Source organism: Erythrobacter sp. S259, from assembly GCF_057364965.1.
Window position 1 is genome coordinate 2469246 of sequence record NZ_CP200286.1, and the last position, 24662, is coordinate 2493907.

The following is a 24662-nucleotide window of genomic DNA, read 5'->3' on the forward strand; positions in this document are numbered from 1 at the left end:
CACTGGAGAAAGAAAAAATTTGGGTCTCGCAGAGCTTGCCAGAATCTCAGCGGTTCAGCATTGAGTGTCGCGATGGCCGATCCCACCCCTCTTTCACTTGTCGACAATGAAATCGACAGCGCGCGCAAGCTTCCCTCCAACCTCGAGGCGGAGGCGGCTTTTCTGGGCGCTGTGCTGATCGACAACCGGGTAATTGAGGAGCTGCAAACCCCGATCCGGCCCGAACATTTCTTTGAACCGCTGCATGAACGCATTTATGAGCGCAGCCTCGCTCTGATTGAACGCAATGCAACCGCTTCGCCTGTGACCTTGCGTCCGCATTTTGAAGCCGATGAGGCTTTGAAAGAGCTGGGCGGGCCAAAATATCTGGCGCAGCTTACCGCCAATGGCGCCGGGCTTTTGGCCCCGCGCGAACTGGCACAGCAGATTTACGATCTGGCGCTTTTGCGCGAGCTTGTGAGCGTTGGCCGGGGGCTGGTCGAAGGGGCCCTTGATACCTCCGAAGACACCAGCCCGGTTGACCGTATCGCACAAGCGGAGGCGGATTTGTACCGCGTGGCCGAAGGCGCTGCGACCGGCAAAGAGGCAGAAACGTTCCGCGAAGCAGCGCTGACCGCGATTAAAATGGTCGAAGCGGCTATGAATTCTGGTGGAGGTTTGTCGGGCAAGACGACGGGTCTTGATACGCTCAATCAGAAAACCTCGGGATTGCACGATTCCGATTTGATCATTCTGGCGGGCCGTCCCGGCATGGGCAAAACCGCGCTCGCCACCAATATCGCCTTCAATTGCGCCGAAGAGCACCTCAAATGGCAAACCGACGGGGGCGAGCATAATTATGGTGCACCCGCCGCCTTCTTTAGCCTGGAGATGAGCGCCGACCAGCTTGCCACGCGTATTCTGGCTGAGCAGTCCGAGGTTTCTTCGGAGGCGCTGCGTTCGGGTAAATTGACCCGCGACGATTTCCAAAAGCTTAGTTTTGCAAGCCAGCGGCTTTCCGAATTACCTCTGTTTATTGACGATACACCCGGCCTCACTATCGCCGCTTTGCGCACGCGCGCGCGGCGGTTGAAGCGGCGACACGACATTGGCCTTATCGTGGTCGATTATCTCCAGCTCCTCCAAGGATCGGGACGCGCAAACGACAACCGCGTGAACGAAATTTCTGAGATTAGCCGAGGGCTCAAGACACTCGCGAAAGAACTCAGCGTGCCCGTCATCGCGCTCTCGCAGCTGAGCCGTGCGGTGGAGCAGCGCGAGGATAAGCGGCCGATGCTGTCTGACCTGCGCGAATCCGGTTCGATTGAACAAGACGCGGATATGGTCTGGTTTGTGTACCGCGAGGATTATTATCTTGCCTCCACCGAGCCCGAAGGACGGCGCGGCGATGGCAGTTTTGGCACTCCGGAAGCCGAGGCCGCCTACGCCGAATGGTCACAAAAGTTCGAAGATGTGCGCGGCCGGGCTTCCGTCAATGTCGCCAAACAGCGTCACGGTTCAACCGGAATGGTCCCGCTGCATTTCCAAAGCGAGTTCACCAAATTCACCTCGCCCAATACGCGCGATTATTCGAGCTGGGGTATGGAGGATTGAGCGCTATGTCGGGCGGGAGACAGCGCGCGATAGGCTGTAATCGGCTAAACTTAGCCAATGGAAAAAACGCCAACGGGTTCTTGTCCAGAAACCGGCATTGTGCCTGTACCATTCGCGGTCAATCGGCAGGCTTGCTTCGCCAAGGTGATCTATGACTTCGCGCAGCCGGTCCGCCAGTGCCTTGTCCCTCACCCTGACCATCAACTCAACATTCACCCGGATAGACCGGCGATCAAGGTTCGCGCTGCCAAAATAGGTGACATCATCAACCACCAAAAGCTTCATATGCAGCTTAGTGGGCTGAAATTCGGATATGCTCGCCCCGTTTTTGATGAGGCCTTTGTAATACAGCCGTGCAACGTCGATTGTCCCGTCGAGGTCTGACTTACCCGCAGCAATCAGCCGCACTTTTCCGCGCTTTGCCACGCGTGCTATGGCCCTGCGAAAGCTGCGCGGCGGGCCAAAGTATGCCGTCACCATGTCGAGGCACCGACTTTGCGCGACGTCCTTTTTGAACCGATACGACCAATGCGAGCGGCGTATAAAGGGGCCGCCGATCAGCAGCTCAATATCACCCTCTTGGGGCGCAAACTGGCGGATCATTTCGCGCAAATTTCTGAATTTCGGGGTTTTGCTCTTAGCAAATTGATCGAGACATTCGAACCACTGTGTGAAGCGCTGAGCGATGTCGCCTTCGATTGCGATGCCGAGATCACACCAGCCATTTTCGCTCGGCGCGTTGTAATATTCATCTGAGACATTGGCCCCGCCCGTCATGACGCGGGCGTTGTCGGCAATGGCGAATTTTTGATGATTGCGCACGAGATAGCGCCGGTTAAAACTTCCCGCAAAGATGGAGAATTGCGCTCCTGCTTGTTTGAGAGGTACGAAAAACTCGCGCGGGGCATCGCTTCCAAAGGCGTCGATAATCAAAGACACTCGCACTCCGCGCTGTGCTGCCTTGACCAAGGCATTGAGTACTTTTTGGCCCGCACGATCATCTTGAAATTCATAATAGAAAACAAGAACGCTCTCTTTCGCGCAGTCGATATGGTCGATCAATGCAGCGAGGCGGTCTGACCCGGCGGGATAGAAGGTAAAGGCATGGCCGGCAGCATCCACTCGAAAGCTCGCGCTGTCTTCATAGTCACTTGGACCGGTAAGCGAGGGGGTGGGCGGTTTTTGGTGGGCACAAGAGGCCAATGCACGCGCGCCCGATTGGTTGCAAATTCTTGACTCTTTGATTGTCCAACCCTAACTGCATCGCTCCCATTCAAATCTGATCAAGATGAAGGCTCCATAGATGGCACGCGTTACCGTTGAAGATTGCGTCGATAAGGTTCCAAACCGTTTTGACCTCGTCCTGCTTGCCGCACAACGCGCCCGTGAAATCTCCGGTGGTAGCGAACTGACGCTAGACCGCGACCGCGATAAGAACCCGGTTGTGGCGCTGCGCGAAATCGCTGAGCAAACGGTCAAGCCCAAAGAGCTGAACGAGGCATTGGTCACGGGTCTACAAAAAATCCTGCCTGATGATGAGGATGATGCGGACGAAATCGGTTCGCTCAGCCAATCAGCAGAAGCCCTTCGCATCACGGCATCTGCGCCGACACGCTCCACTTCCATCGGCGCGGATTACGACGGCTAACGCGGTTCACAGCATCAAAATTGACAGAAGAGGCGGCCATTTGAGCGGTCTTTTCGCGGCCTTTGTGTATCAGGGGGAGACAGCCCTTTCAAATCGCATGACACGGGCCTGACAATCCGCCTGTATGCTTGCGTTTACACCTAGGGAACATTCCTAGGCCTCGTCACAAAAGTGCAATAGGTGCGAGCGCAGATCTGATGGCCTCAATAGCGGTTTACAGTGTCAAAGGCGGGGTTGGGAAAACAACCTTTGCGGTGAACCTTGCCTGGTGCGCGGCTGCGATCTCGCGGCGTGAAACTTTGCTCTGGGATCTTGATGCGTCCAATGGGTCGGGGTTTTTGCTCAATATTGACCCCAAGAAAAAGCGCACCGCAGAAAGTGTGTTTGATCTGAACCGCGCTCCGACAAAGCTGATCCGCAAGACCGATTACGCCAATCTTCACTTGCTGCCCGCCGATGAGAGCATCCGAACGCTAGACCGCCAGTTCGACCGGATCGGCAAGAAAAAACGATTGTCCAAGATTGTTGATACCCTGCGCAAGGATTATGACCGGGTTATCTTTGATTGCCCGCCTGTTCTGAACGAGGTGAGCGGGCAAGTCATGCGGGCCGCAGACCTTGTCATCGTGCCCCTGCCCCCCTCACCACTTTCCGCCCGTGCGCTTGAGCAGGTGGTCGAAGAGGTAAAGGGTTCGGGCAAAAAGCACCCACCCATACTGCCGGTGATGTCGATGATCGACATGCGGCGCACGCTTCATAAAGAGGCGCGCGAAGCCAATCCCAAGTGGCCTGTGGTGCCCCTTGCCAGCGCGATTGAACAATGCGCAGTGGAGAGAAAACCGGTCGGTGCCTTTGCCCCGCGCTCCCCGGCTGCACGCGCCTTTGCCCAGCTTTGGACCGCGATTGAACGCAAGCTTGCCATGGGCTGAACCGGCTATAAAATTGCCAATAGGGACGCTCTCCTGATAATACAGTGCAGGACTTGCAGGGGGCTTCGTGTTCAATGAGTGATATTGCCGAGGGTGTGGGCGCAATAGCGGAGGGCGCGCTTGCGGGCCGGGCCGTGGAACCTGCCGCAGGCGAAAGCGCTCTGGAACCCGCGCACAATCCAGAGCAGGAATGCGCCAATTGCGGCGCGGCGGTAACCACCAGTTTCTGTTCCCAATGCGGGCAAAAGCGAACCGTGCACCGCTCTCTTGCCGCTCTTGGCCATGACCTTATTCACGGCGTGCTGCATCTGGACGGCAAGTTCTGGAAGACCCTTCCGTTGCTGCTCTTCAAACCAGGCAAACTTACCCGCCGCTATATCAATGGAGAACGCGCCAAGTTCGTCAGCCCGATGGCGATGTTTCTATTTAGCATCTTCGCGATGTTTGCGGTGTTCCAGATGGTTGGCCTTACAACCCCAACCGACCTTAACGGATCAAGCGTGGGTGATGCTATTGGTTCGGTACAGGAAGAGGCCAATGCCGATCTTGAGGATGCTCAACGCCGCCTTGACGAATTCGAAGAGGGCACTGCGGAATATGACGAGGCCCTGTCTGATCGTTTAGCCGCGCGCGAGGCGCTCAAGGGGCTCGACCGTGCACAAATCATTGATTTTGAGGCCAATCCTGAGATGAACCTCACAGGTATTGCGGCGATAGATGATGGCCTGATCAAGAAATGGCGCGAGAATCCCGGTTTGATGCTCTATAAGCTTCAGGCGAACGGCTACAAATTCAGCTGGCTCTTGATCCCCCTATCGGTTCCCTTCGTGTGGCTGATGTTTGTCTGGAAGCGCAGGTTCAAGGCCTATGACCATGCGATTTTCGTAACCTATTCTTTAAGCTTCATGTCGCTGTTGTTTATTGCAGCTTCGCTACTCGGAGTGGCCGGGGCGGCCCCGCACCTTATTGTCCTTCCGCTACTAATCATCCCGCCGCTGCATCTTTATAAGCAATTGCGTCATACCTATGCGCTCTCCCGTTTTTCCGCGATCTGGCGGCTCTTGGTGCTGAGCGTCTTTATCTGGATTGTGGCCGGTTTGTTTGCACAAGCGCTTTTGCTTTTGGGTGCGTTCTGACACAAAAACGGGCGCCAGATACGCTCTGACGCCCGTTTGAATTTTCGTAAAATGAGGGCCTTAGGCGCCTTGCGGTGCCTCGTCACCCGAACCGCCAAATCGCTTACCGGCCTTGGGAATGGCAGAGCCTTGCGTGGGCTTCGCAATCGCCGGCCCCTTTGGCTCATCGGGACGGTCGATCTTGCCGTCTTTCATCAAGGCGTCGATCTCATCACCCGTCAACGTCTCATACTCGAGCAGCGCCTGTGCGAGAAGATGGAGCTTGTCCTCTTGCTCTTTAAGAATGTCCTCAGCGCGTTTTAGACCGCCTTCGACCAGACCTTTGATCTCGGCGTCGATCAGCTTATTGGTCTCTGCCCCGCCCATGGTGCGCGCGGTTTGCCCCATACCAAGGTAGCCTTCCTGGCTTTGCTCATATTGAAGCGGTCCGAGCTTCTCGCTCATGCCCCATTTCGTGACCATATTGCGAGCAAGATCGGTCGCGTATTGGATATCGCCAGAGGCACCCGAAGACACCTTGTCGTGCCCGAAGATAATATCTTCAGCCACCCGCCCCCCCATGGCAACCGCCAAGTTCGCGTGCATTTTGTCGCGGTGGTAGGAATAGCTGTCCCGCTCTGGCAGACGCATGACCATGCCAAGAGCGCGTCCGCGAGGAATAATCGTCGCCTTATGGATCGGGTCAGATGCAGGCTCATTGATCGAGACGAGCGCGTGGCCTGCCTCGTGGTAAGCGGTCATCTTCTTTTCGTCTTCAGTCATGACCATAGAGCGGCGTTCTGCGCCCATCATGACCTTGTCTTTGGCGTCTTCAAACTCCTGCATCGCGACAAGACGCTTGTTCCGCCGGGCTGCGAGAAGAGCCGCCTCGTTCACAAGATTTGCAAGGTCAGCGCCTGAAAAACCCGGAGTGCCGCGCGCAATAGTGCGCGGGTTCACATCAGGCGCGAGAGGCACTTTCTTCATATGCACGCCAAGGATCTTCTCACGCCCATCAATATCAGGGATCGGCACCACAACCTGACGGTCAAACCGGCCCGGACGCAGCAGCGCAGGGTCAAGCACGTCAGGACGGTTGGTTGCCGCGATAATGATGATGCCTTCATTGGCTTCAAAACCGTCCATCTCAACCAAGAGCTGGTTCAATGTCTGCTCGCGCTCATCGTTGGAGTTGCCAAGCCCGTGACCACGCGAGCGGCCAACCGCGTCAATCTCATCAATAAAGACGATGCAGGGGCTGCTTTTCTTGGCTTGTTCAAACATGTCGCGCACGCGGCTCGCGCCAACGCCCACGAACATCTCGACAAAGTCGGAGCCTGAGATGGTGAAGAACGGCACGCCTGCCTCGCCAGCAATCGCACGCGCAAGAAGCGTTTTACCTGTACCGGGCGAACCAACCAGCAAAGCGCCTTTGGGAATCTGGCCGCCAAGCTTGGAGAAGCGGGTCGGGTCTTTCAGGAACTCAACGATTTCTTCGAGTTCTTCGCGCGCCTCATCAATGCCCGCCACATCGTCGAAGGTGACGCGGCCCTGTCTCTCGGTCAGCATCTTAGCCTTGGACTTGCCAAAGCCCATCGCGCCGCCGCCGCCGCCTTTTTGCACTTGGCGCAGCGCAAAAAATGCAATGCCCAGGATCAAAATAAACGGAAGCGCTTGGATAAGGATGATGAGAAGCAAGCTTTGCTGCTCGCTCGGCTTGGCTGTAAATTCGACCTCATTCTCTTCCAGAAGACTCGTGATCTGCAAATCACTTTTGACCGGGACGGTGCTGAAAACTTCGCCGCTATTGAGCGTACCAGTGATCAGGTCATCCCCGATCTGAACCTCTTTCACGCCGCCTGTCGCAACCTGTTCGCGGAACTCAGAATACGGCATGGCTTCGCCAGCCGGCTGACCGCCACCATTAAACATTGAGACGACGAGCAAAAGCGCCATGAAAATGCCGCCCCAAATCATCAGCTGTTTCACCCACGGGTTCTGGCCTTCAGGTGGCTGTTCGTTCGGATCGTTTTGTTCGGTCATTGGGGTCGATTCCTTGGTTGAACAATCAATGTAGGACGGGCCGCCTGAATCGCAAGCTAATGTGCATTCAGATTTCGCCCAGCAATTGGTGCATACTCCGATGCACCAATTCTGTCATTTGGCCCCATATGCCGAAAGGAACACCTTGACAGCGCCTGCAATGCGGGCCTCATTGGCTTCATCGGCCGGCTCAGCACCAAAGCGGCGCTCCAAATCGCCCATCCCCTTTGCAAGAGCGACGAACTGTTCCGCTGCAAGGTCAGTGTCTTCAATTTGAAGTTCTTCGCGTTCGCGGGCGTGGGCGAGCCAAGCGCTGAACCCGGCCTTCATGCGCCAGGGCCCTGTCTCAAGAAACGCTTGGCCGATTGCCGGTTCGTGCTCGGTCTCTGCCGCGATGCGGCGTTCGAATTGGATCATCTCAGGCCGCGCCAAAAACCCGCACATCGCATGGGCTATAGTCGTGAGGCGCTCCTCAATCGTTTCATTGGGCATTTCTTCTATTGAGAAGTACCCGCGCATTTTCAAACACTCACGTTCTACCGCTGCTGCAAAAAGCCCGCGCTTGTCTCCAAAGTTGTTATAGATCGTAACCTTGGACACGCCCGCATCGGCTGCGACTTGCTCAATTGAGGTGGCGGCGAACCCTTCGTGCATAAAACGGTCAGAGGCCGCCCCGATTATTGCGCTGCGCTTTGCCTCGTCTGAAGGGCGTCCAACCCTTCTCCGCTCGGGTTGTTTTTCTGGCTGAGGGCGCGGGATATTCAACTCTCCGGGAACTTACTGAGTTTTGCTTGGTTGACAAAATGAACGGCTGCGTTCATTTAAACGGTGTCGTTCATTATTGCGAATTCCTTGTCCCTTCGCAACCCCTCATATGGGCTGCACCTCGACGAAAGTGGTTCTTGCCAAATGCTCTGGATTGCGATCCGAATGCTCACAGGTGATCCGCAAAAGTTCTATGGGCTTTTGTTCGGTATCGCCTTTTCGACCCTGCTAATCACCCAGCAGCTCACGATTTTTGTGAACCTGATCGAGCGCGGGGCGAGCGGCGTTTACAGCGCTCCCGAAGCGGAAATCTGGGTGATGGACCCGGTCAGCCGCACGACCGAGGTTAATTTTGCGATGCCCTCAACTGCGCTTGACGAGGTGCGTTCGGTCGAAGGGGTGGAATGGGCCGTTCCCCACCTTCGCGCGCCTGCGTCGGTCCGCTCAAGCACAGGTGATCTGGAAGGCGTCCAGATCGTGGGTGTGGATGATGCAACCCTGATTGGACTGCCAGAAAGGCTTCTTGTGGGAGACAAGTCGATCCTATTGCAGCCCGATACGGTCCTGATCGACGATGTTGGCATTACCAATCTTTTTGAGAACGGCGAAGACCCCATCGGTCAACGGCTCGAGCTCAATGATCAACGCGCTATTATTCGCGGTGTAGCCGACGCTATTCCCAGCTTCACTAGCCAGGTGACGCTCTACACGAAGTATTCCCAGGCCCTCAACTACGTGCCCGGAAGCCGCAACCGCCTCACGTTTGTTTTGGCTGGTGTGGCAGAGGGTGAGACCGCCGAGACCGTTGCGCAAGCAATCGAAGAACAGACGGGACTTAAAGCGGAAACGCGCGAAGAGTTTGCACAAGCCGGTGTCGATTTCATCATCGAGAACACCGGTATCCCGCTGAATTTCGGGATAACTGTGGCGCTTGGTTTTATCGTTGGCGTCGCGATTGTGGGTCTCACCTTCAGCCTCTTCATCCGCGACAACATCAAGCAATTCGGTGCGCTCAAAGCCATTGGCGTCACCAATCGCAAGATCACTGGAATGGTGGTGAGCCAAGCGACCATGGTGGGCTCGATTGGCTATGCCCTGGGTGTGATCGGGACGGTGTGCTTTATCTATGGATTTTCCGGAGTGCCGACCTTCAAAGGCTTCTACATCCCTTGGCAAATCCCGTTTGTGAGCCTGTTTGCGGTTATCATCATCCTATCCCTCACTGGTTGGATTTCCCTTCGCAGCGTCATGAAGACCGAACCAGCGGCGGTATTCCGGTGAGCGATATGGACCAGATGAAAGCTGCACCTATGGATACCACTGCGATCGGCGGATGCGCGCCTGAGGCAGCGATTTGCGCGCGCGGCATCGTGCGCGACTTTCAGGCGGGCCAGTCGACCATCCGCGTGCTGCACGGCATCGACACCGAAATCCGCTCAGGCGAGATGACTTTTGTGGTGGGCGAAAGCGGTTCGGGCAAGACCACCCTGATCTCCATAATGTGCGGCATCCTTTGGCCCACGAACGGCGAGGTGAAGGTCTTTGGGACCGACATTTACAAGCTGTCCGACAATGAGCTCGTGAACTTCCGGCTCGAAAATATCGGATTCATTTTCCAGCAGTACAACCTCATCCCGTCTATCGACGCGGCAGCCAATGCGGCCGTGCCTTTAATCGCGCAGGGCGTGCCCCGCGAAGAAGCGCGCACAAAGGCCAAAGCGCTGCTCGAGAAACTCAATATTGGCGATCAGGCCGAGAAGCTTCCCAATCAGCTTTCCGGTGGCCAGCAACAGCGTGTCGCGATTGCTCGGGCTCTGGTGCATGAACCGCGCCTTGTTGTCTGCGATGAGCCGACAGCAGCTTTGGATGCAAGCTCTGGCCGGCGGGTGATGGATTTGCTGCGCGAGGTGGCGGTCGCTGAGGACCGTGCTTGCATCATCGTCACCCACGACAACCGCATTTTCGACATGGCTGACCGTATCCTGGTTTTGGAAGACGGCCTCGTCACGCACGATGGGGCCGACATGCCGGACGGACACTAAGCCCCCCTCTATCCTTTCTCCTCCTCTCCCACTCCACAAGAGACATATCATGGCCCTTCTCCCTTCAAACATCAGCTTTTCGCGGCAAATTCTGCCGGTTCTGGCGGTTATCGGGATCGCCTGCGCGGTTGTTTACATCGCCTTTGGCCTGCCCGACCGCTCGATTGCTGCGCCCAATAAAGAGCCTCCCAAAGCAACCGGTGAGCTTGCCGATGGGGCACGGGTGGCGGGCTCTGGCATTGTGGAGCCTGCCAGCGAGGTGATTGATATTGGCTCGGCGCTCTCAGGACTTGTGACTGACGTGCGCGTAGCGCCCGGCGACCGGGTTGAGAAAGGCCAGCCATTGTTCCTCGTCGATGCCCGCTCTGCCCGCGCGCAATTGTCTGAGGCCAATGCTTCGATCCAAGAGGCCCGCGCAGCTATTGCCGAGGCGCAAACCGCGCAGAAAACGGCGAGCACCCAATTGGCGCTTTATGGAGAATTATCAGACCCTGCCGCGGTGAGCCGCTCTGAAATCATTCGGGTCGAGGGCGAGGCAAATGCTGCAAAGAGCCGCCTTGCGGTTGCGCGAGCTCGTCTCAACGCGGCGCAAGCCCGGGCAAGCAGTGTTCGCACCGAAATCGAGCGCCTCACCATCCGCGCTCCCATTGCTGGCGAGATCCTTGCCGTGAACGTGCGGCCGGGCGAATTTGTTGCGACACAAGGGGGCAGCAACAGCTCGCCATTTATGCAAATGGGTGAGACCAATCCGCTCCACATCCGCGTAGATATTGATGAAAATGAGGCCGCACGGGTCAAAATCGGTGCGCCCGCTATCGTGTCGCCGCGAGGAGCCGCTGACCTGCGGGTTGAGGCGCAATTTGTGCGGGTGGAGCCTCAGGTGGTGCCCAAACGCTCGCTTACCAACAGCGCGGCTGAGCGTGTGGATGTGCGGGTGCTTCAGGTAATCTATGCCCTGCCCCAAGACAAAGCCAAGGACGGGGGCGGAGACGCTTTCCGCGTGGGCCAGCAGATCGACGCCTTTATCCCCGCCGCGACAAGCGGGGAGTAAGCCGATGCCCGCCTCTCCCCTCCGCCTGCTGACCTTGGGTCTGGCCGCGAGCGTCACCGCTTGTGTCGCTGGCCCGCCGCCTGAGATTGCGACGCCTGCGCCGGTTCTTTCTGAGAGCTTTACCTTTGCCCCCGACGCCTCAAGCGCAGCCTCTTTAGACGCGCTTCTCCCGCAAAGTGATCCTGCATACGCAATGCTCTCTAAGGCTGCATTAGACCGCGCGCCTTCGCTAGGCGAAGCCATTGCGCGAGTTGAGGCAGCACGCGCTGGAGCTCGCCGTTCGGGAGCTGAAAGGCTGCCCAATGTTGGCTTTGATGCCAATGTCACCGAGAACCGGATCAACCCCAACCAATTCGGCTCCGACAACCCGTTTGCGCAGGTCATTGATCCAACTCAGGTTTCCTACGGGGCGAATATCACGGCGCGCTGGGACGCAGATATCTTCGGGCAACTGCGCGCGCGCGAACGTGCCGCCCTTGCCCGTATAGACGCCGCCAGTGCGTCTGCATCGGCAGTGCGCCTCGCCCTCCTTTCAGAAATTGCAGCAAGCGTTGTCGATTGGCGCGCGCTGGACGCCCGCACCAAGGCGATTGAGAGCGATGTTGAGGCCGCCACACGGCTTGCAAGCCTTGCCAAAACCCGCGAGGATGCGGGCATTGCGCCGGGGTTTGACAGGGTGCGCGCTGAGGCACAGGCCAGCGCCTCGCGTTCGCGCCTTGCTGCACTTAAAAGCGAGCGGGCGCGGCTTATTGGACGGTTGGTCACCCTCACCAGCCTCAATGGCGTGGACGTGACTTCGGCACTTTCCGCCCCTAGCGAAGCGCCTAACATCGGCGCCGCTCCTGCAAGCCTGCCATCTGAGCTTCTCGCCAATCGCCCCGATGTCCTTGCCGCAGCTGCTGAGCTTGCAGCCAGCGATGCAGACCTTGCGGCCACCGCTCGATCACGTTTTCCCAAGCTCACTCTTTCGGGCGTGCTGGGCCTTCTCTCGTTCAGTCCCGGGAGCTTTTTCGACGAAGATCTCGCTGGTCCGCACCCTGACCGCTGGTGTTGCGGGGCCCTTGCTCGACTTTGGCCGCATAGAGGCGGAGATTGACGGTGCGGCGGCAAATAAAAGAATCGCTTTTGAGGCCTATCGCGGCGCTGTGTTCCAAGCCTTGGGCGATGCCGAGGCCGCCTATGGCCTGGTTGCAGCAGCCGATGAACAAGCCGCTCTGGCAGCGCAGGAACGCGATGAATTGGAGCGCGCCGCAAGCCTTGCCGATGATCGCTACCGGGCAGGGCTAGCAAGCTTCCTCGAAGTGCTCGAGGCGCGCCGCGCAGCCGACAGCAGCGGTGAACGCGCCGCAGCGGCTCTCGGAGCATCCCAGCGTGCACGGATCGTCTTATGGCAGGCGTTAGGCGGTGATGGCTCTCAAGCAGCAGAGGAAGCTGCCTAAGCATCACTCCGTTTGAGTAGGGCCGAACGCTCACACCGGCACACCACTTCGTCGCGCTGATTGATGAGCTCGTGGGTGAAGGTCACGACACCAGCCTCAGGCCGCGATTTGCTGGGGCGAAGCTCTTTGACTTCGCTTTCTGCCCGTAAGGTGTCGCCGATAAACACCGGCTTTGGCGTCACCACCTTATCGAACCCAAGGTTCGCAACCAAAGTGCCCAATGTGGTGTCGCCCACCGATAGGCCAACAAGCAGCGAGAAGGTGAAAGTCGAGTTCACCAAAATCTGCCCAAACCCGCTCTCCTTGGCCGCCTCCACATCAAGATGCAGCGGCTGGGGATTGTGGGTCATGGTGGAGAAGAGCAGATTGTCCGTCTCCGTCACAGTGCGGCGGATTTCGTGTTGGAGCCGCTCCCCCTCCTCCCACTCATCAAAGAACTTGCCTGCCATAGCCTACCCTTCCGCGCTCCAGCTTTTGACCACGGCCTCGCCATTGTCATCGCTGGACCGAACTTCGCCCGGCGTGCGGCTAAAGCGCGGTGCAGGTGCGGGGTGCATTTCGCCCTCATGCTCAACATAGGCGCCGCGCTCTTTCATATGCGGATGGTTAGGCGCATCATCGAGGCCCACAACCGGGCCATAGCAAACGTCAGTGCCTTCGAGGGTTTCATTCCATTCGGCCTGCGTTTTGGTTTTGAACAAAGCGGTCAGCTTCTCGGCGTAATCCACCCAATTGGCAGGGTTCATCTGCCCCTCGGCAAGCTCGCTCGCCCCGGTGCGCGCGATCAATTCTGCGTAGAATTGCGGTTCGATCGAGCCCAGAGAAATCTCTTTGCCATCAGCACACTCATAGCATTGATAGAAATGCGCGCCCCCACCCAGTAATCCAGTGCCGCGTTCGTTGGTGCGGATCATGCCGTGCTGCTGTCCGAAGAAGAAGCTCATTAGGCTGGTCACACCGTCGACAATCGCTGCATCGACCACTTGGCCTTTGCCCGACTGTCCTCGTTCATAAAGCGCGGCCATAATGCCAAAGGCGCAATACATCGAGCCGCCGCCAAAATCGCCGATCAGATTTTGCGGGGGGATTGGCACATCGCCCTTCTTGCCCACGGCATCAAGCGCGCCGGTAATCGCGATATAATTGATGTCATGGCCAGCCGCCTTGGCAAGCGGGCCTTCCTGACCCCAGCCGGTCATACGCGCATACACAAGACGCGGGTTTGCCTCGTGAAGCTCATCAGGACCAAGGCCTAGCCGCTCCATAACGCCGGGGCGCAGGCCCTCAATCAAAACGTCTGCTTTGCTGGCGGCATCGCGGCAAAAGGCAAGGCCCTCTTCGCTTTTCAGATCGACCATAACGCGGTGACGCGCACGTTCGACTACAGGGTTGGACACGCCGCCTCCGGGACGGTCGATGCGCACCACATCAGCGCCAAGATCGGCAAGCAGCATGCCGACGTGCGGGCCCGGCCCAATTCCTGCAAATTCCAGTACCTTGAGACCGGTCAGCGGCCCTTGCGAGCTGGCCATATGCCTCTCTCCCTCTTGCGTTGGTCGTTTGGGCGCTGTGTGGCGCGAAGCGGAGGTAAGAGCAAGCCTTCCTACTCTATTTGGGCTGGTCATCAATGCTAGGATGCTGGATATCGTTCGCGTTGTGAAGCGCGCTGAAGGCGATTAAAACGGTGAAACATCACTTCGTACAAATGGTAAAACAAACATGAGAAATTCCAGCTGCACGGTGCTAGCGGTTGCTTCTGGCGGAGGGCATTGGGAGCAGATGATGCTGCTTCGCGAGACGTTAGAAAATTACGATGTGCGGTTTGCAACGACCGATACCAAAATCGCTCAGCAACGCGGGATTGAAAATGCTGAGGTCCTGCCTGACTGCAATCAAAATACACCGTTCAAAGCGCTATTGTGCGCATTGATAGCGGTCAAAGTCATCCTCAAACACCGCCCAGATATTGTGCTCTCAACCGGCGCTGCACCGGGGTATCTTTGCCTGTTAGCTGGCCGTCTTCTTGGCGCAAAAACGCTTTGGATTGATAGCGTTGCCAACAGCGAAGAATTGTCGATGTGCGGCAAGCTTTCCCGGCACACTGCTCATCAATGCCTTACCCAATGGGAGCATCTGTCAGATGGGCAGTCGGTGAAATATTGCGGAGCGATACTTTGATCCTCGTGACTGTTGGCATGCAGCTCGGGTTTGATCGCTTGGTTGAGGCAATGGATAGGCTGGCCCCTGACCTTGGCATGGAAGTCGTCGCGCAGGTTGGCCGCGGCGAATATCTGCCAAAGAACATGGATACTCGCATCAGCATCGCGCCTAATGAGTTTGAAAGCTTGGTTGAGCGATGCAAACTGATCGTCAGCCATGCAGGCATCGGTACTGTGCTGACTGCTCAGCGTTTTCGAAAGCCGATTGTGCTGATGCCAAGGCGCTTTGATCACGGCGAGCACCGCAATGACCATCAGGTGGCAACAGTGCACCATTTACAGGGTCGCTCGGGGCTCTTGATCGCGATGGATGCAACCGAGCTGAAAGGACGAATTCGGGAAGGATTGACGCTATCTTACGAACAGCCGGAGGTCTCAGCAACAGCGCAGCAACTGCGGACTGCCATTGCCAGCTTTATCGAGGAAGGCAGGCTCTAAAGCCGCATTATCATTGGCCTCGGTAGGCTTTGCCGCCGAGAACGCGGATGTAGAAGATTGCCGCGACCAGCACCGCCAAACTCGCACCGATATCTCCCACCCAATTAAGTTTGAGGGGGCCAAACAAAAGTCTGTCGAAGGCATGCAGAGAAATTGCGCGCATGGCGATTGTCGCAATCATAACACCGCAAGCTACAAGGGCGACCGCAAGTGCGATGTTGCGCCGTCCGCGTACATTCTGGGCTATCCAATAGACAGCAAACATCGCCGTTCCAGCAAAGGTGACGATAACTGCCGCTATGACGGGCCTTTGGATCGAACGGCGCTCGGCAACCAAATCGCGGGCTTCGAGAAGCGCGCGGAGGTGCTCCTGGACCAAGTTTTCTGCCTCGGTCAGGCGCAAGATAATGAGGAGCATGAAGAAAGCGGCAATCAACCACCAATTTCTGCTGTGAGAGGACGATTGGCCGGCGACGCCCGCTTGCTTACCAGCGGCCCACGCCGCGCCCGCAACGATCGCATAGAGGATGCACGCAGCGAAACTCAGTGTTGAGATTTGGAGCGTGGAAATCTGCTCAAGCACCGTGGTGATCCTGATTGGTTCGCTAGTAATCTATGCGTAAAATCTTCGCGAACTGGCCTTAGCGGCAAGGTTTGTTCAGTGGCAACAATCGGCTCCTGAATTGGTGTAAAGCGGCCTCATAGAAGCAGGCCGAAATGCGCCCGCCCCGACATAGGACTGAGCGGTTTGGCAGGGGTATACGCCCCCCGCAAACCGGTTGCGCTGTAATCATGCCGCCTTTAAGAGGGGCAAATGGGGGACGAAGATTAGCGTATGACTATCTCAAGACAATATGGCGCGATGCTGGCTATGAGTGCATTTGGTCTCTCAGCCTGTGCCTCAACACCCGCTCCGATCATTGGGCCAGCGGTTGCACAGCCGCGAGCAGATTTGGGACAAGGCATTTATTCGCAAGCCCGTCCATCGACTTACTCACTGCGTCCATCTGATCAAATTTCCGTGAATGTTTTTCGTGAGCCCGATCTGTCCCTTGAAGAAGTGATGCTGGGCGTTGATGGTTCGGTTTCTCTGCCGCTTTTAGGCACAATCCCGGCCGCTGGCCTTACAACGCGCGAGCTTGAACAGGATATTTCCAAACGCCTGCTTGCCGCTGGTTTGCGTACACCTATGGTCAGCGTCAACATCGCCAACTACGCATCGCACCTTGTGACCGTCGAAGGTTCTGTCGAAGATCCGGGCGTTTACACGTTCCAGCCAGGTTCGCGTCTCTCGGCTGCGATTGCGATGGGCGGCGGCCCAACCCGAACTGCTAACACTCAACAAGTCGCTGTCTTCCGCGAAAGCGCAAATGGCGTGATGATTGCACTGTTTGACTATGGTCAAATGCGTCAGGGGACCATGCTTGACCCGGTTCTGGCGCCGGGTGACAGAGTTGTTATGGGCACAGACGGCCTGTCAGTTTTTTATCAAGACGTCTTGAAAACCCTTCCCGCTCTTGGCGTCTTCGCCACGGTCGCGGTGCAGAGTGGCAACTAAACCGTCATGAACGACCGTTCGCTAATGCAGGCCCCGGGCCACGACCCGCGACAAGGTTGGGTCGATGCCTATATGCCGGAAGGCCAACTCGGCCCGGTGGAAGCACCGCGGCCGCTGCTCGATCTTTCCACCATCAGAGGCATGCTCTATCGCCAACGCTGGCTTCTTGCTGGCGTCGTGGTCGCATCGCTTATCGCTGGCCTGGTTATCACCCTGCTCTCGACCCCGATGTATGCGGCAAGCTCGACTGTCCAGGTCGAACCTTACGGCCAATATATTGTCGAGGGTCAGGACATCGAGGCCGGTATCGCAAGCAACCAGGTCTACGATTTCCTGCAAACCCAGATCGCTGTGATCGAATCGCGCAACCTTGCAGGGACAGTTGCACAAAACCTCAATCTGGGTGAGCGCTCCGCATTGCTCGGGCCGGATTTTGACGAATCGCGCCCGCCCAATATGAGCGATGAAGAGTGGCTGCAAACCAAGACAGACGCAGCCGCAGGCCTTCTGCAAAGCCAGGTTTCTGCCACTATTCCAGACGACAACTGGATCATCACAATCAGCTATCGCTCCTCTGACCCGGTGCTCGCAGCGGAACTTGCCAATGGCTTCGCCGACGCCTTTGCGGCCTCTGATACCCGCAGCTCGATTGAGACCAATGAATATGCGCAGGAGTATCTGCTCGAACAGATCACACAAATTCGCGGACGCCTTGAGGAAGCCGAATCAGCTGCCAATGACTATGCCCGAGGCGCGCAGATCATTTTGCAGCCTGGCGAAGGCGAAGGCGCTGCACCAACGACATTGACCAGCACAAATCTCGGCTCCGCCAATGCGCGTTACTCGGCGGCACGCGCCGATCGCATTGCTGCTGAGCAAAAGTGGCGCGCGATTGAAGACGCGCCTGCTGACCAATTGCCTGCGGTGCAGACAAACTCGGTCCTTCAAAGCCTGGTCTCAGACAAGATTTCCAAAGAGAGCGAACTGATTGAGCTGCGTCAGCGCTACAACGACGAATTCCCGCAGATCCAAAATTTGCTGCAACAAATCGCTGTCCTAGATCGGCAAATCGAACAGCGCGGGAATGCAATCAAAGCTTCGGTGCGCAATGACTATGTGGTTGCCCGCAATCAAGAGCGGGCCCTGCAAGCCGAGCTCAACAGCCTGACCGGCGAGACTTTGAGCGAGCAGGACGATAAAGTGCAACTGAGCGTCCTTGAACGCGAGGCTGAGGCCCTCCGAGGCCAATTGGAAGCATTACTGACGCGGTACAACCAAGTCAGCAGCGCAGCGAATGTGGACGCAGGCTCATTCAACAAATTGGATAGCGCAGTTGTACCTTCCAATCCTTATGCCCCCAGCCTTTCAGTAAATTTGACGATGGCCTTAGTGGCGGGAATTGCCCTTGCTGGCGGTCTTGCCCTCCTGCGCGAGACGTTCGATGACCGTATTCGTTCGCTCGAAGAGGTTGAAGACAAACTCGGCCTGCCATTGTTTGGGCAAACACCTTACGTGGATGAGCGCGATATCGAAGTTTTTGGCAATGACTTCAGCACGCTGATGGAATCCTATGCCTCGATCCGTTCGAGCATCGACTTCTCTCTCGCGCGCGACCGCAATGTGCTTCAGTTTACCAGCACCGAGGCATCGGAAGGTAAATCAACAACCGCTGTAATCTTGGCGGAGCTTTTCGCCCGCATGGGCCGTAAGACCTTGCTCATAGACGCCGATTTGCGCCGTCCGACCATTGCTAAGCTGCTCGATATTGAGAAACCAAAAGTGGGCCTCGTTGAGGTGCTTCTTGGACACACCGAACTTGAGAATGCAGTTATCAAAGGCGTGCATGAGAACCTCGATATTCTCGCAATCGCTGAAATACCTGCCAGCCCGACCGAGCTGCTGGCTGAATCATACGTCGGCGAACTCATTGCAAAGCACCGCCACGACTACTCGCTCATCATCTTCGATTCGAGCCCAGTCATGGGTCTAGCAGATGCCCCTATGTTGTCCCGTGTAGTCGATGGAACGATCTTCGTTATGGAAGCCAACCGCATCCAGTTCGGTAAAGCGAAAGCTGCAAAACGGCGATTGCAGGCAAGCGGAGCGAAGATGCTAGGCGTTATTTTGACCAAGTATCGTGCTTTGGAAGCGGGGCAGGACTACAGCTATCAATACAGCTATTATCAGTACGGCGATACCAAGGAATAACGCATCTGCGCTTTGTTTTGCAATTGTAGCGAAACTGGCTTTGGTATCAGCGAGCAGAGGCGACTAAGGGCAAGCGGGCACTATGACCAGCCGAATTCTGCACCTGAGCGGCGATTTTCCTGACCCTATTGAGCCTTTCAAAACGCCGGTCATCAAAAGCTTGCTGGAGCTGACCAGCGCTGCGTTTGACCATCAGGTGGTGTCGATCAACCGAGTATCACCTGGCTTTATTGGGACTGCCGCAAGCCTGACCCGCTCGTCTGAGTTGGTGCGAAACGAACAAAGCTTTGAGCACGGCACTGCCCTTGAATATCTCGCACCGGGCAGGGGCATTTTTCACCGCACGATGCTCGAGCGGCTTGGGGACGATCTTGCCCGCCTGATTGAGGAGGACAGCCAGGCGATTGACCTGATTGTCGGTCACAAGCTCACCATTGAAGGCATCGCGGTTGCAAGAGCGGCCAAGCTCACCGGCATCCCTTATGCTCTGACGATCCAAGGGAATACGGACAGGCGGATATTGAAGGCCCGGCCCGATCTTATGAGCTTGTTTGAAGAGATTTACCTGAATGCAAGCTCGGTCTGTACGTTCACGCCGGTCGCGCGAATTGCGGCCGAAAATCAGCTTGGCAAGCGCAAAGAACGCATTCATCTCATCCCCTGCCCCACAGACCTCGATGAAGTCGTTGCGCCCCGTGTGACAGGCGGCGATATCATCTCTGTTTTTCACCTCAAGAACCATGCCCTGAAGAATCTCGGTGGGCTGGCCAAAGCCGCAAGCCAGATCGGCGGAGCAGAGGGTGAACGCCCCATTGCTATTATTGGCGGCGGGGATGACGCCGCGCTTGAACACTGCCGCGCGCTCACTGCGAGTGCGCCGCAAATTTATTTTGCCGGGCCAGCCGAGCGCAGCTCCATGCAGCAACGCTTGAATGACGCTTGCGTGCTCGTGGTGCCTTCACACGCCGAATCCTTCGGTTTGGTGTTTATCGAGGCGCTGTTCGCAGGGCTGCCGGTCATCTACCCCAAGGGCACTGCGATCGACGGCTATTTCTGCGGCCTTCCTTTTGCCCAAGGTGTCGATGCGAGCTCGCCTGAGGCAATCGCAATAGCGATAAGAGACGCCGTGCGAGAGGAAAGCGAGCGCAAGGAAGCGCTGGCGACGTGGCAGATATCCGGAGCCGCTAATGCCTTTACGCGCGAAGCAATTTCAAAGAAATATGAAACGGCCCTGCGCAGCGCTCTTGCTCAATAGCCCTTAAGCCATTCCTCGCGGGCGTCCCATATCTTTGACCATTCCGCTGCAGCGTCTGAGTTTCCTTTAAGCAGCGACCGAATGGCAGAGGCAAACCTGCGGTTTGCAATCCAAAACCACATCAGCGTCCGGCCCAGCGGCACTAGCGCTGATGGCCAGTGGTCTTGGATAAGGCTGACTTTGGCACGCATCAATTTGATCTGCTTTTGGCTGCGCAAAGTGGTGGAGGCGCCAACCAAATGCATGATCTGTGCATCGGGGGTGATCATTGGTTTATAGCCCATTTTGGCCGCCCTAAGGCACATGTCCGCCTCTTCACCATACATGAAATACTTACTGTCAAACCCGCCCAGTTCATTCCACAATTCTCGCCTGAGCAAAAAGAAGCAGCCAACAACGATATCAACCTCGCGCACACTGTCCCGCTTCCATCCTCCGATTGCCTCAGCATTCCAGATGGGTGAATTGGGAAACATCCGGCTCAGACCGAAAGCGCTGCAGAACAAGCTCCACGGCGACGACTTTTTCCAGCACGATGCCGGGTTCAACGAACCATCAGGATAGACCGTCCGGCCGCCCACAATGCCCGCCCCAGGGTTCGCTTTCCCAAAGGAGAGGAGATTTTCAACAGCCTTGGGCTGCGTCTCAGTGTCGGGATTGAGCAAAAGGAGCCAGTCGGTCTTCGCAGCGGCTGCGACACGGTTATTTGCCTCTGCAAATCCGAGGTTCTTGTCATGGGCGACAAGCTCAATTTCGGGGAACCGTTCAGCCACAGCTTTTGCTGAACCGTCAGCAGACGCATTATCCCACAACACCACGTGCATCCGCACATCGCCAGCGTTCTCAAGCAAGGTCTCAATCGCCTTTAGGGTCAGTTTCCGCGTGTTCCAGCTCACGATGATAACCGTGACATCTGCGCTTTCGGGTGGAACTAACATGCGGGAGGTTGAGCCTATTGTGTTAAATGCAGTGCCAAGCTTTAGCGCACACGACCGGCCAATCAACTTCTATCAGAACAACGCTTCTCAAGTCGCGGAACCTATTCTTTTGATTTGCGGTTTTGGTCTGAAAACAAAGACTTTCCTACATCATATGTTCTACTTATGTTCGCACTCGAATCTAAGGAGAAAACGAATGCCTGAAGACCCCTTTTCAAGCTCAGACAGTGTAACTTCGCCGTCGCGTGATTGGTTTGACATTGTTCCAAGCGACAATACCGACCTCAGCTTCATCCCGAAAGCGATCTATGTTGGCACCGGCGGCGATCTTGTCGTCTCGAGCGCGCGCACCAACACCCAAATCGTTTTCCGCAATGTCCCGAGCGGTGCCGTGCTTGATATTCGGCCCGCTTCCGTTCTGGAAACAGGGACCACTGCAGCGGATTTGGTGGGGCTGGTCTAATGGTTGGGTTCGGTTTCGGAACTGGCTTTGGCAATGAATTCTCGCGCTTTGCCCAGTTTGGGCCGGGCCAGCCGAACAATCATAGCCTAAAGCCATCAAGCAGCTGGGATGGCACACCTTCAAGCGGATTTGCAAATGTGCCAGAGGACCCAGTCCGCACAACCGCAAAACCTGTTTGCCGGCTGCTCACCCCGCCCAATCAAACGGTACGAATTGCCAGCACAATCGGCGCATTTGCTGCGGCCAATGATAGCGGTTCGCTGCTTACAAACCTCGGCCTCTCGCATGTGAACTTTCACTGTGAGGGCAATTTCGTCAAAGTCGATGAGCCCACGTTCAGGACTTTCGAGCGACCAGACGGAACAAGCTATCAAGTGCTTGGATGGTGGGTGACCCTGAGCCGCCCTTCCGCCAAAGACGGGATCGCCGACGTCTATGTGGAAGCGGTCCCAAACGATGCGTCAATGCAACCGCGCATCTCCGGCCCGTTCAGCTTTATCATGGCGCCGAATGATTTTGATCATGACGTCTCGGTAGCTGCAAGCGGCGGTGCTAACTTCCTCACAATGGAAGCGGCATTCACCTATCTTCGATTGCAAGACGCCCAGCATCCGCGCATTCGTGTGCTCGAGGCGGGCGACTACGAACTTGGCAATGCCCCTCGCCATTCACCTGCTGGATGGTGCCGTATTGAGGCGTCGGAGCCCGTCACCTTCCTCCAAGTTCCTCCGGCGATAGAGGGCGACTTCACGCGCATGCGTCCGGGCATGGACAGCCTGCACTTTAAGGGCTCTGAGATCACCATCGACTTTGTCGAAACATTGGAATTCTATACCGAACTGGAAGGCGGCGAACACTGGCTTGATGGCATCAATCTGGCACAAAGCCGTGGGCGAGAGGACTTATGGCGAAAAGTTCCCCGCAACATCATCCCCGGACTGTTCCGATTTGGCGGTTGGTTCACAGATTGCAACGTCAGCAATGTGAACGACGTCTTTGATAAAGCGTCGCTCGTCCGTGGTTGCAGAACAAGCTCGACTTGGGCTGATTTGGCGCAGGATACGGTGTGTTTTGTTGCCAATGAAGTGCAAGATCACTCGAGTGCATCCTATTACAATAATGTTGATGCCTTAAGCCTTGCGTATTCCGGGTCAGGCATTCCCACAGTTTCGATCCGCAATTCGCCCCGCAGTCTCGTGCTTCGCGTGGATGGCAGTGATGTGGCCAGCTTTGCATTTGATGGCAGCCAGCAGGGCTTTATTGATGACACGAATTACCGTGTCGCCAGCGCTGCTGATTGGGTGAATTCGCAGGCTGATTGGTCAGCGCAAGTCATCGATGACACCCGCTCAGGATTAGCGCTTTCTTCTCCAGACACCGCGACCGGCGGACCAGCCGAAGACATTGCGGTTCCAACCACGTTGCCAACCCACTTTGATATCCACTCGGATATTTATCAGCTGCCAATTTTGCCCGACTTTCGGGAAAACATAGTCTTCGCGTTTAATCGCCTCTGGCAAATTGATGCACAGAATATCTTTATTCAAAATCGCCCTGGTGTGCTTGATAGCATGGTCATCGGCAATGCTCTTTACAACAATCTGGGCACGGCTGATGAGGGCCTCCAATCTGATTTGGGAGGTATGATCAGTCACGGCGTGTTTGCTCACAACACAATGGCGACGCAGCGAACCTTGATCCCTACCGATGGCCAAGGCGGCGATGCCTATTCGTTGATTGCAAACAATGTCGTGCAGCGGATGACTGTGAGAAACGGCGATCCGATCCCAGCTACACTTACAGTCAAAGATAACCACGTCATTCAAGACGTCGGATTGCCCGCTGGATTGGAGGGGACGTCTAGCGGAGGCGACAGTTCGGCACTGTTTCTTGACGCTCCCAATGGTGATTTCACACCCACAGGTGCGCTGCTCAACAAGGGAGCTGCGCCTTCAATTGCACATGATTTGCTTGCGGAGGAATTTCCCGAAATCGCAAGTAAGGGCGCGATATCGGCCTTTGCATCGCCGGATTCTGGCGATCCTTCGCCAAGCTGGAGCGTCGCACCATCAATCACAGGCACACCCGAAGTTGGCCAAACCCTGCTGGGCGATGATGGCGTTGTCGAAAACGGTGCCGTCAACGATCGAGTGTGGCTGCGTGATGGCTTGGCGATTCCCGGGACATTCGACAATTCTTACACTTTGGTCGGCGATGATGAAGGCGCACTTGTCGCCTATGAGGTCGAAGCAACTGGTCCTGGCGGTGTAAACTTGGCCGATAGTCCATCGGTTGGTCCTATCGCTGCGGGGCCTTCTCCGAGCCTGTTGCCTTCTCTCATCGACAGCATCCAAGCTGGCAACAGCGGTGATACTGTCAGCGCTAGCGCTCTGATTGCAACCGGCAGCAACCGCCAAATCATCGCAATGGTGGGTGCAGGCACGAGCGTGTCGGTGGATGACATCAGCTGCTCGGTCACAGGTACTGACGGCACCGTGTCTATGGCGCGGGTCGTGTTTTCAGGCACACAGGCCGAAGATCCGGCCAACTCGCTCGAAGCCTTTGCTGCATTCCTTATCGAAGAAGATGAACTGCCAGGTGATGGACCTTATGAGCTGACCGCGGCGGCATCAGGCTCAAACGCTCCGACCAAGATCGGAATTGTCGCGGGCTCCGTCGCAAATGCTCCGAACTCGGCTGTAGTGACATTCGAGCGCGGCCTCACGGTATCCGGGACGGCGCTCTCCGATGGAAGCTTAGCCCTCGTGACACTTGGCAACAGCACAGCATCCAGTAACGCGTCTATGACTGGAGCCACGCAGGCCGAGAACCTCTTCTCATATGGGGATGGTATACAGCTTGGCCAGACGATTGCGGACACCGGGCCGATTTCGGTCACGAGCAATGCGATTGGCAGACCGGTGAGCGCGATGTTTGTCTTTGCACCCGCGTAATCCA

23 protein-coding genes are annotated in these 24662 nt (G+C 56.5%); 16 read left to right on the forward strand and 7 right to left on the reverse strand.

Annotated features, from left to right (window positions below):
- The first annotated feature begins 72 nt into the window (after positions 1-72).
- Positions 73-1593: a replicative DNA helicase gene (locus tag AC0V60_RS11640; protein WP_486178621.1), complete on the forward strand. Its 1521-nt coding sequence runs from the start codon at positions 73-75 to the stop codon at positions 1591-1593.
- Positions 1594-1596: 3 nt separating this feature from the next.
- On the opposite strand, the gene AC0V60_RS11645 is transcribed toward AC0V60_RS11640, so the two are convergent.
- Complete coding sequence (locus tag AC0V60_RS11645) at positions 1597-2715, reverse strand: phospholipase D-like domain-containing protein (protein ID WP_486178622.1); 1119 nt, start codon at positions 2713-2715, stop codon at positions 1597-1599.
- A 181-nt stretch (positions 2716-2896) separates the two neighbouring features.
- Here AC0V60_RS11645 and rpoZ point away from each other — a divergent pair, with 181 nt between their 5' ends.
- The 3 genes from rpoZ (at position 2897) to AC0V60_RS11660 (ending at position 5306) form a co-directional block, all read left to right on the forward strand.
- A complete protein-coding gene (gene rpoZ, locus AC0V60_RS11650; protein ID WP_486178623.1) occupies positions 2897-3241 on the forward strand; it encodes a DNA-directed RNA polymerase subunit omega in 345 nt (114 codons plus the stop codon).
- Positions 3242-3438: 197 nt separating this feature from the next.
- Entirely contained in the window at positions 3439-4170 is a 732-nt protein-coding gene (locus AC0V60_RS11655; RefSeq protein WP_486178624.1) for a ParA family protein, read from the forward strand.
- Between the two features lie 74 nt (positions 4171-4244).
- Entirely contained in the window at positions 4245-5306 is a 1062-nt protein-coding gene (locus AC0V60_RS11660) for a DUF3667 domain-containing protein (protein ID WP_486178625.1), read from the forward strand.
- A gap of 60 nt (positions 5307-5366) precedes the next feature.
- On the opposite strand, the gene ftsH is transcribed toward AC0V60_RS11660, so the two are convergent.
- Both ftsH and AC0V60_RS11670 read right to left on the reverse strand, forming a co-directional pair.
- Positions 5367-7328: an ATP-dependent zinc metalloprotease FtsH gene (gene ftsH, locus AC0V60_RS11665; protein WP_486178626.1), complete on the reverse strand. Its 1962-nt coding sequence runs from the start codon at positions 7326-7328 to the stop codon at positions 5367-5369.
- A gap of 114 nt (positions 7329-7442) precedes the next feature.
- On the reverse strand, positions 7443-8093 hold the full coding sequence (locus AC0V60_RS11670; RefSeq protein ID WP_486178627.1) for a TetR/AcrR family transcriptional regulator: 651 nt from the start codon (positions 8091-8093) through the stop codon (positions 7443-7445).
- A 144-nt stretch (positions 8094-8237) separates the two neighbouring features.
- On the opposite strand from AC0V60_RS11670, the gene AC0V60_RS11675 reads away from it, so the two are divergent.
- Genes AC0V60_RS11675 through AC0V60_RS11695 form a run of 5 tightly spaced genes read left to right on the forward strand, consistent with a single transcriptional unit; the run spans position 8238 to position 12625 of the window.
- A complete protein-coding gene (locus tag AC0V60_RS11675) occupies positions 8238-9374 on the forward strand; it encodes an ABC transporter permease (protein WP_486178628.1) in 1137 nt (378 codons plus the stop codon).
- A gap of 29 nt (positions 9375-9403) precedes the next feature.
- Positions 9404-10135, forward strand: coding sequence for an ABC transporter ATP-binding protein (locus AC0V60_RS11680; RefSeq protein WP_486178629.1), 732 nt, complete (start codon positions 9404-9406; stop codon positions 10133-10135).
- 49 nt (positions 10136-10184) lie between these two features.
- Positions 10185-11186: an efflux RND transporter periplasmic adaptor subunit gene (locus AC0V60_RS11685; RefSeq protein ID WP_486178630.1), complete on the forward strand. Its 1002-nt coding sequence runs from the start codon at positions 10185-10187 to the stop codon at positions 11184-11186.
- Positions 11187-11190: 4 nt separating this feature from the next.
- Positions 11191-12282, forward strand: coding sequence for a TolC family protein (locus AC0V60_RS11690; protein ID WP_486178631.1), 1092 nt, complete (start codon positions 11191-11193; stop codon positions 12280-12282).
- Entirely contained in the window at positions 12248-12625 is a 378-nt protein-coding gene (locus AC0V60_RS11695) for a TolC family protein (protein ID WP_486178632.1), read from the forward strand. Before AC0V60_RS11690 ends, AC0V60_RS11695 begins: the two co-directional genes overlap by 35 nt.
- Here the strand turns inward: AC0V60_RS11695 and AC0V60_RS11700 are convergent.
- Both AC0V60_RS11700 and AC0V60_RS11705 read right to left on the reverse strand, forming a co-directional pair.
- Positions 12622-13074, reverse strand: a complete 453-nt coding sequence (locus AC0V60_RS11700; RefSeq protein WP_486178633.1) for a MaoC family dehydratase — start codon at positions 13072-13074, stop codon at positions 12622-12624. The genes AC0V60_RS11695 and AC0V60_RS11700 overlap by 4 nt on opposite strands.
- Before the next feature lie 3 nt (positions 13075-13077).
- Positions 13078-14157, reverse strand: coding sequence for a CaiB/BaiF CoA transferase family protein (locus tag AC0V60_RS11705; RefSeq protein WP_486178634.1), 1080 nt, complete (start codon positions 14155-14157; stop codon positions 13078-13080).
- Between the two features lie 187 nt (positions 14158-14344).
- Between AC0V60_RS11705 and AC0V60_RS11710 the strand changes: the two genes are divergently transcribed.
- Together AC0V60_RS11710 and AC0V60_RS11715 are read left to right on the forward strand one after the other, a co-directional pair.
- Positions 14345-14803, forward strand: coding sequence for a glucuronosyltransferase (locus AC0V60_RS11710; protein ID WP_486178635.1), 459 nt, complete (start codon positions 14345-14347; stop codon positions 14801-14803).
- Positions 14785-15282, forward strand: a complete 498-nt coding sequence (locus AC0V60_RS11715) for a glycosyltransferase (protein WP_486178636.1) — start codon at positions 14785-14787, stop codon at positions 15280-15282. Before AC0V60_RS11710 ends, AC0V60_RS11715 begins: the two co-directional genes overlap by 19 nt.
- Positions 15283-15292: 10 nt before the next feature.
- Here the strand turns inward: AC0V60_RS11715 and AC0V60_RS11720 are convergent, their stop codons facing one another.
- Complete coding sequence (locus tag AC0V60_RS11720; protein ID WP_486178637.1) at positions 15293-15865, reverse strand: hypothetical protein; 573 nt, start codon at positions 15863-15865, stop codon at positions 15293-15295.
- A gap of 252 nt (positions 15866-16117) precedes the next feature.
- On the opposite strand from AC0V60_RS11720, the gene AC0V60_RS11725 reads away from it, so the two are divergent.
- From AC0V60_RS11725 to AC0V60_RS11735, 3 genes are all read left to right on the forward strand, one after another.
- Entirely contained in the window at positions 16118-16840 is a 723-nt protein-coding gene (locus tag AC0V60_RS11725) for a polysaccharide biosynthesis/export family protein (protein ID WP_486178638.1), read from the forward strand.
- A gap of 6 nt (positions 16841-16846) precedes the next feature.
- A complete protein-coding gene (locus AC0V60_RS11730; RefSeq protein ID WP_486178639.1) occupies positions 16847-19048 on the forward strand; it encodes a GumC family protein in 2202 nt (733 codons plus the stop codon).
- An 82-nt stretch (positions 19049-19130) separates the two neighbouring features.
- On the forward strand, positions 19131-20303 hold the full coding sequence (locus AC0V60_RS11735) for a glycosyltransferase family 4 protein (RefSeq protein ID WP_486178640.1): 1173 nt from the start codon (positions 19131-19133) through the stop codon (positions 20301-20303).
- On the opposite strand, the gene AC0V60_RS11740 is transcribed toward AC0V60_RS11735, so the two are convergent.
- On the reverse strand, positions 20297-21241 hold the full coding sequence (locus AC0V60_RS11740; RefSeq protein WP_486178641.1) for a glycosyltransferase family 2 protein: 945 nt from the start codon (positions 21239-21241) through the stop codon (positions 20297-20299). The two genes, AC0V60_RS11735 and AC0V60_RS11740, sit on opposite strands and share 7 nt — an antisense overlap.
- Before the next feature lie 196 nt (positions 21242-21437).
- Here AC0V60_RS11740 and AC0V60_RS11745 point away from each other — a divergent pair, with 196 nt between their 5' ends.
- Positions 21438-21704: a spike base protein, RCAP_Rcc01079 family gene (locus AC0V60_RS11745; RefSeq protein WP_486178642.1), complete on the forward strand. Its 267-nt coding sequence runs from the start codon at positions 21438-21440 to the stop codon at positions 21702-21704.
- Positions 21704-24658, forward strand: coding sequence for a hypothetical protein (locus AC0V60_RS11750; RefSeq protein WP_486178643.1), 2955 nt, complete (start codon positions 21704-21706; stop codon positions 24656-24658). The genes AC0V60_RS11745 and AC0V60_RS11750 overlap by 1 nt, the downstream gene beginning before the upstream one ends.
- Positions 24659-24662: the final 4 nt, after the last annotated feature.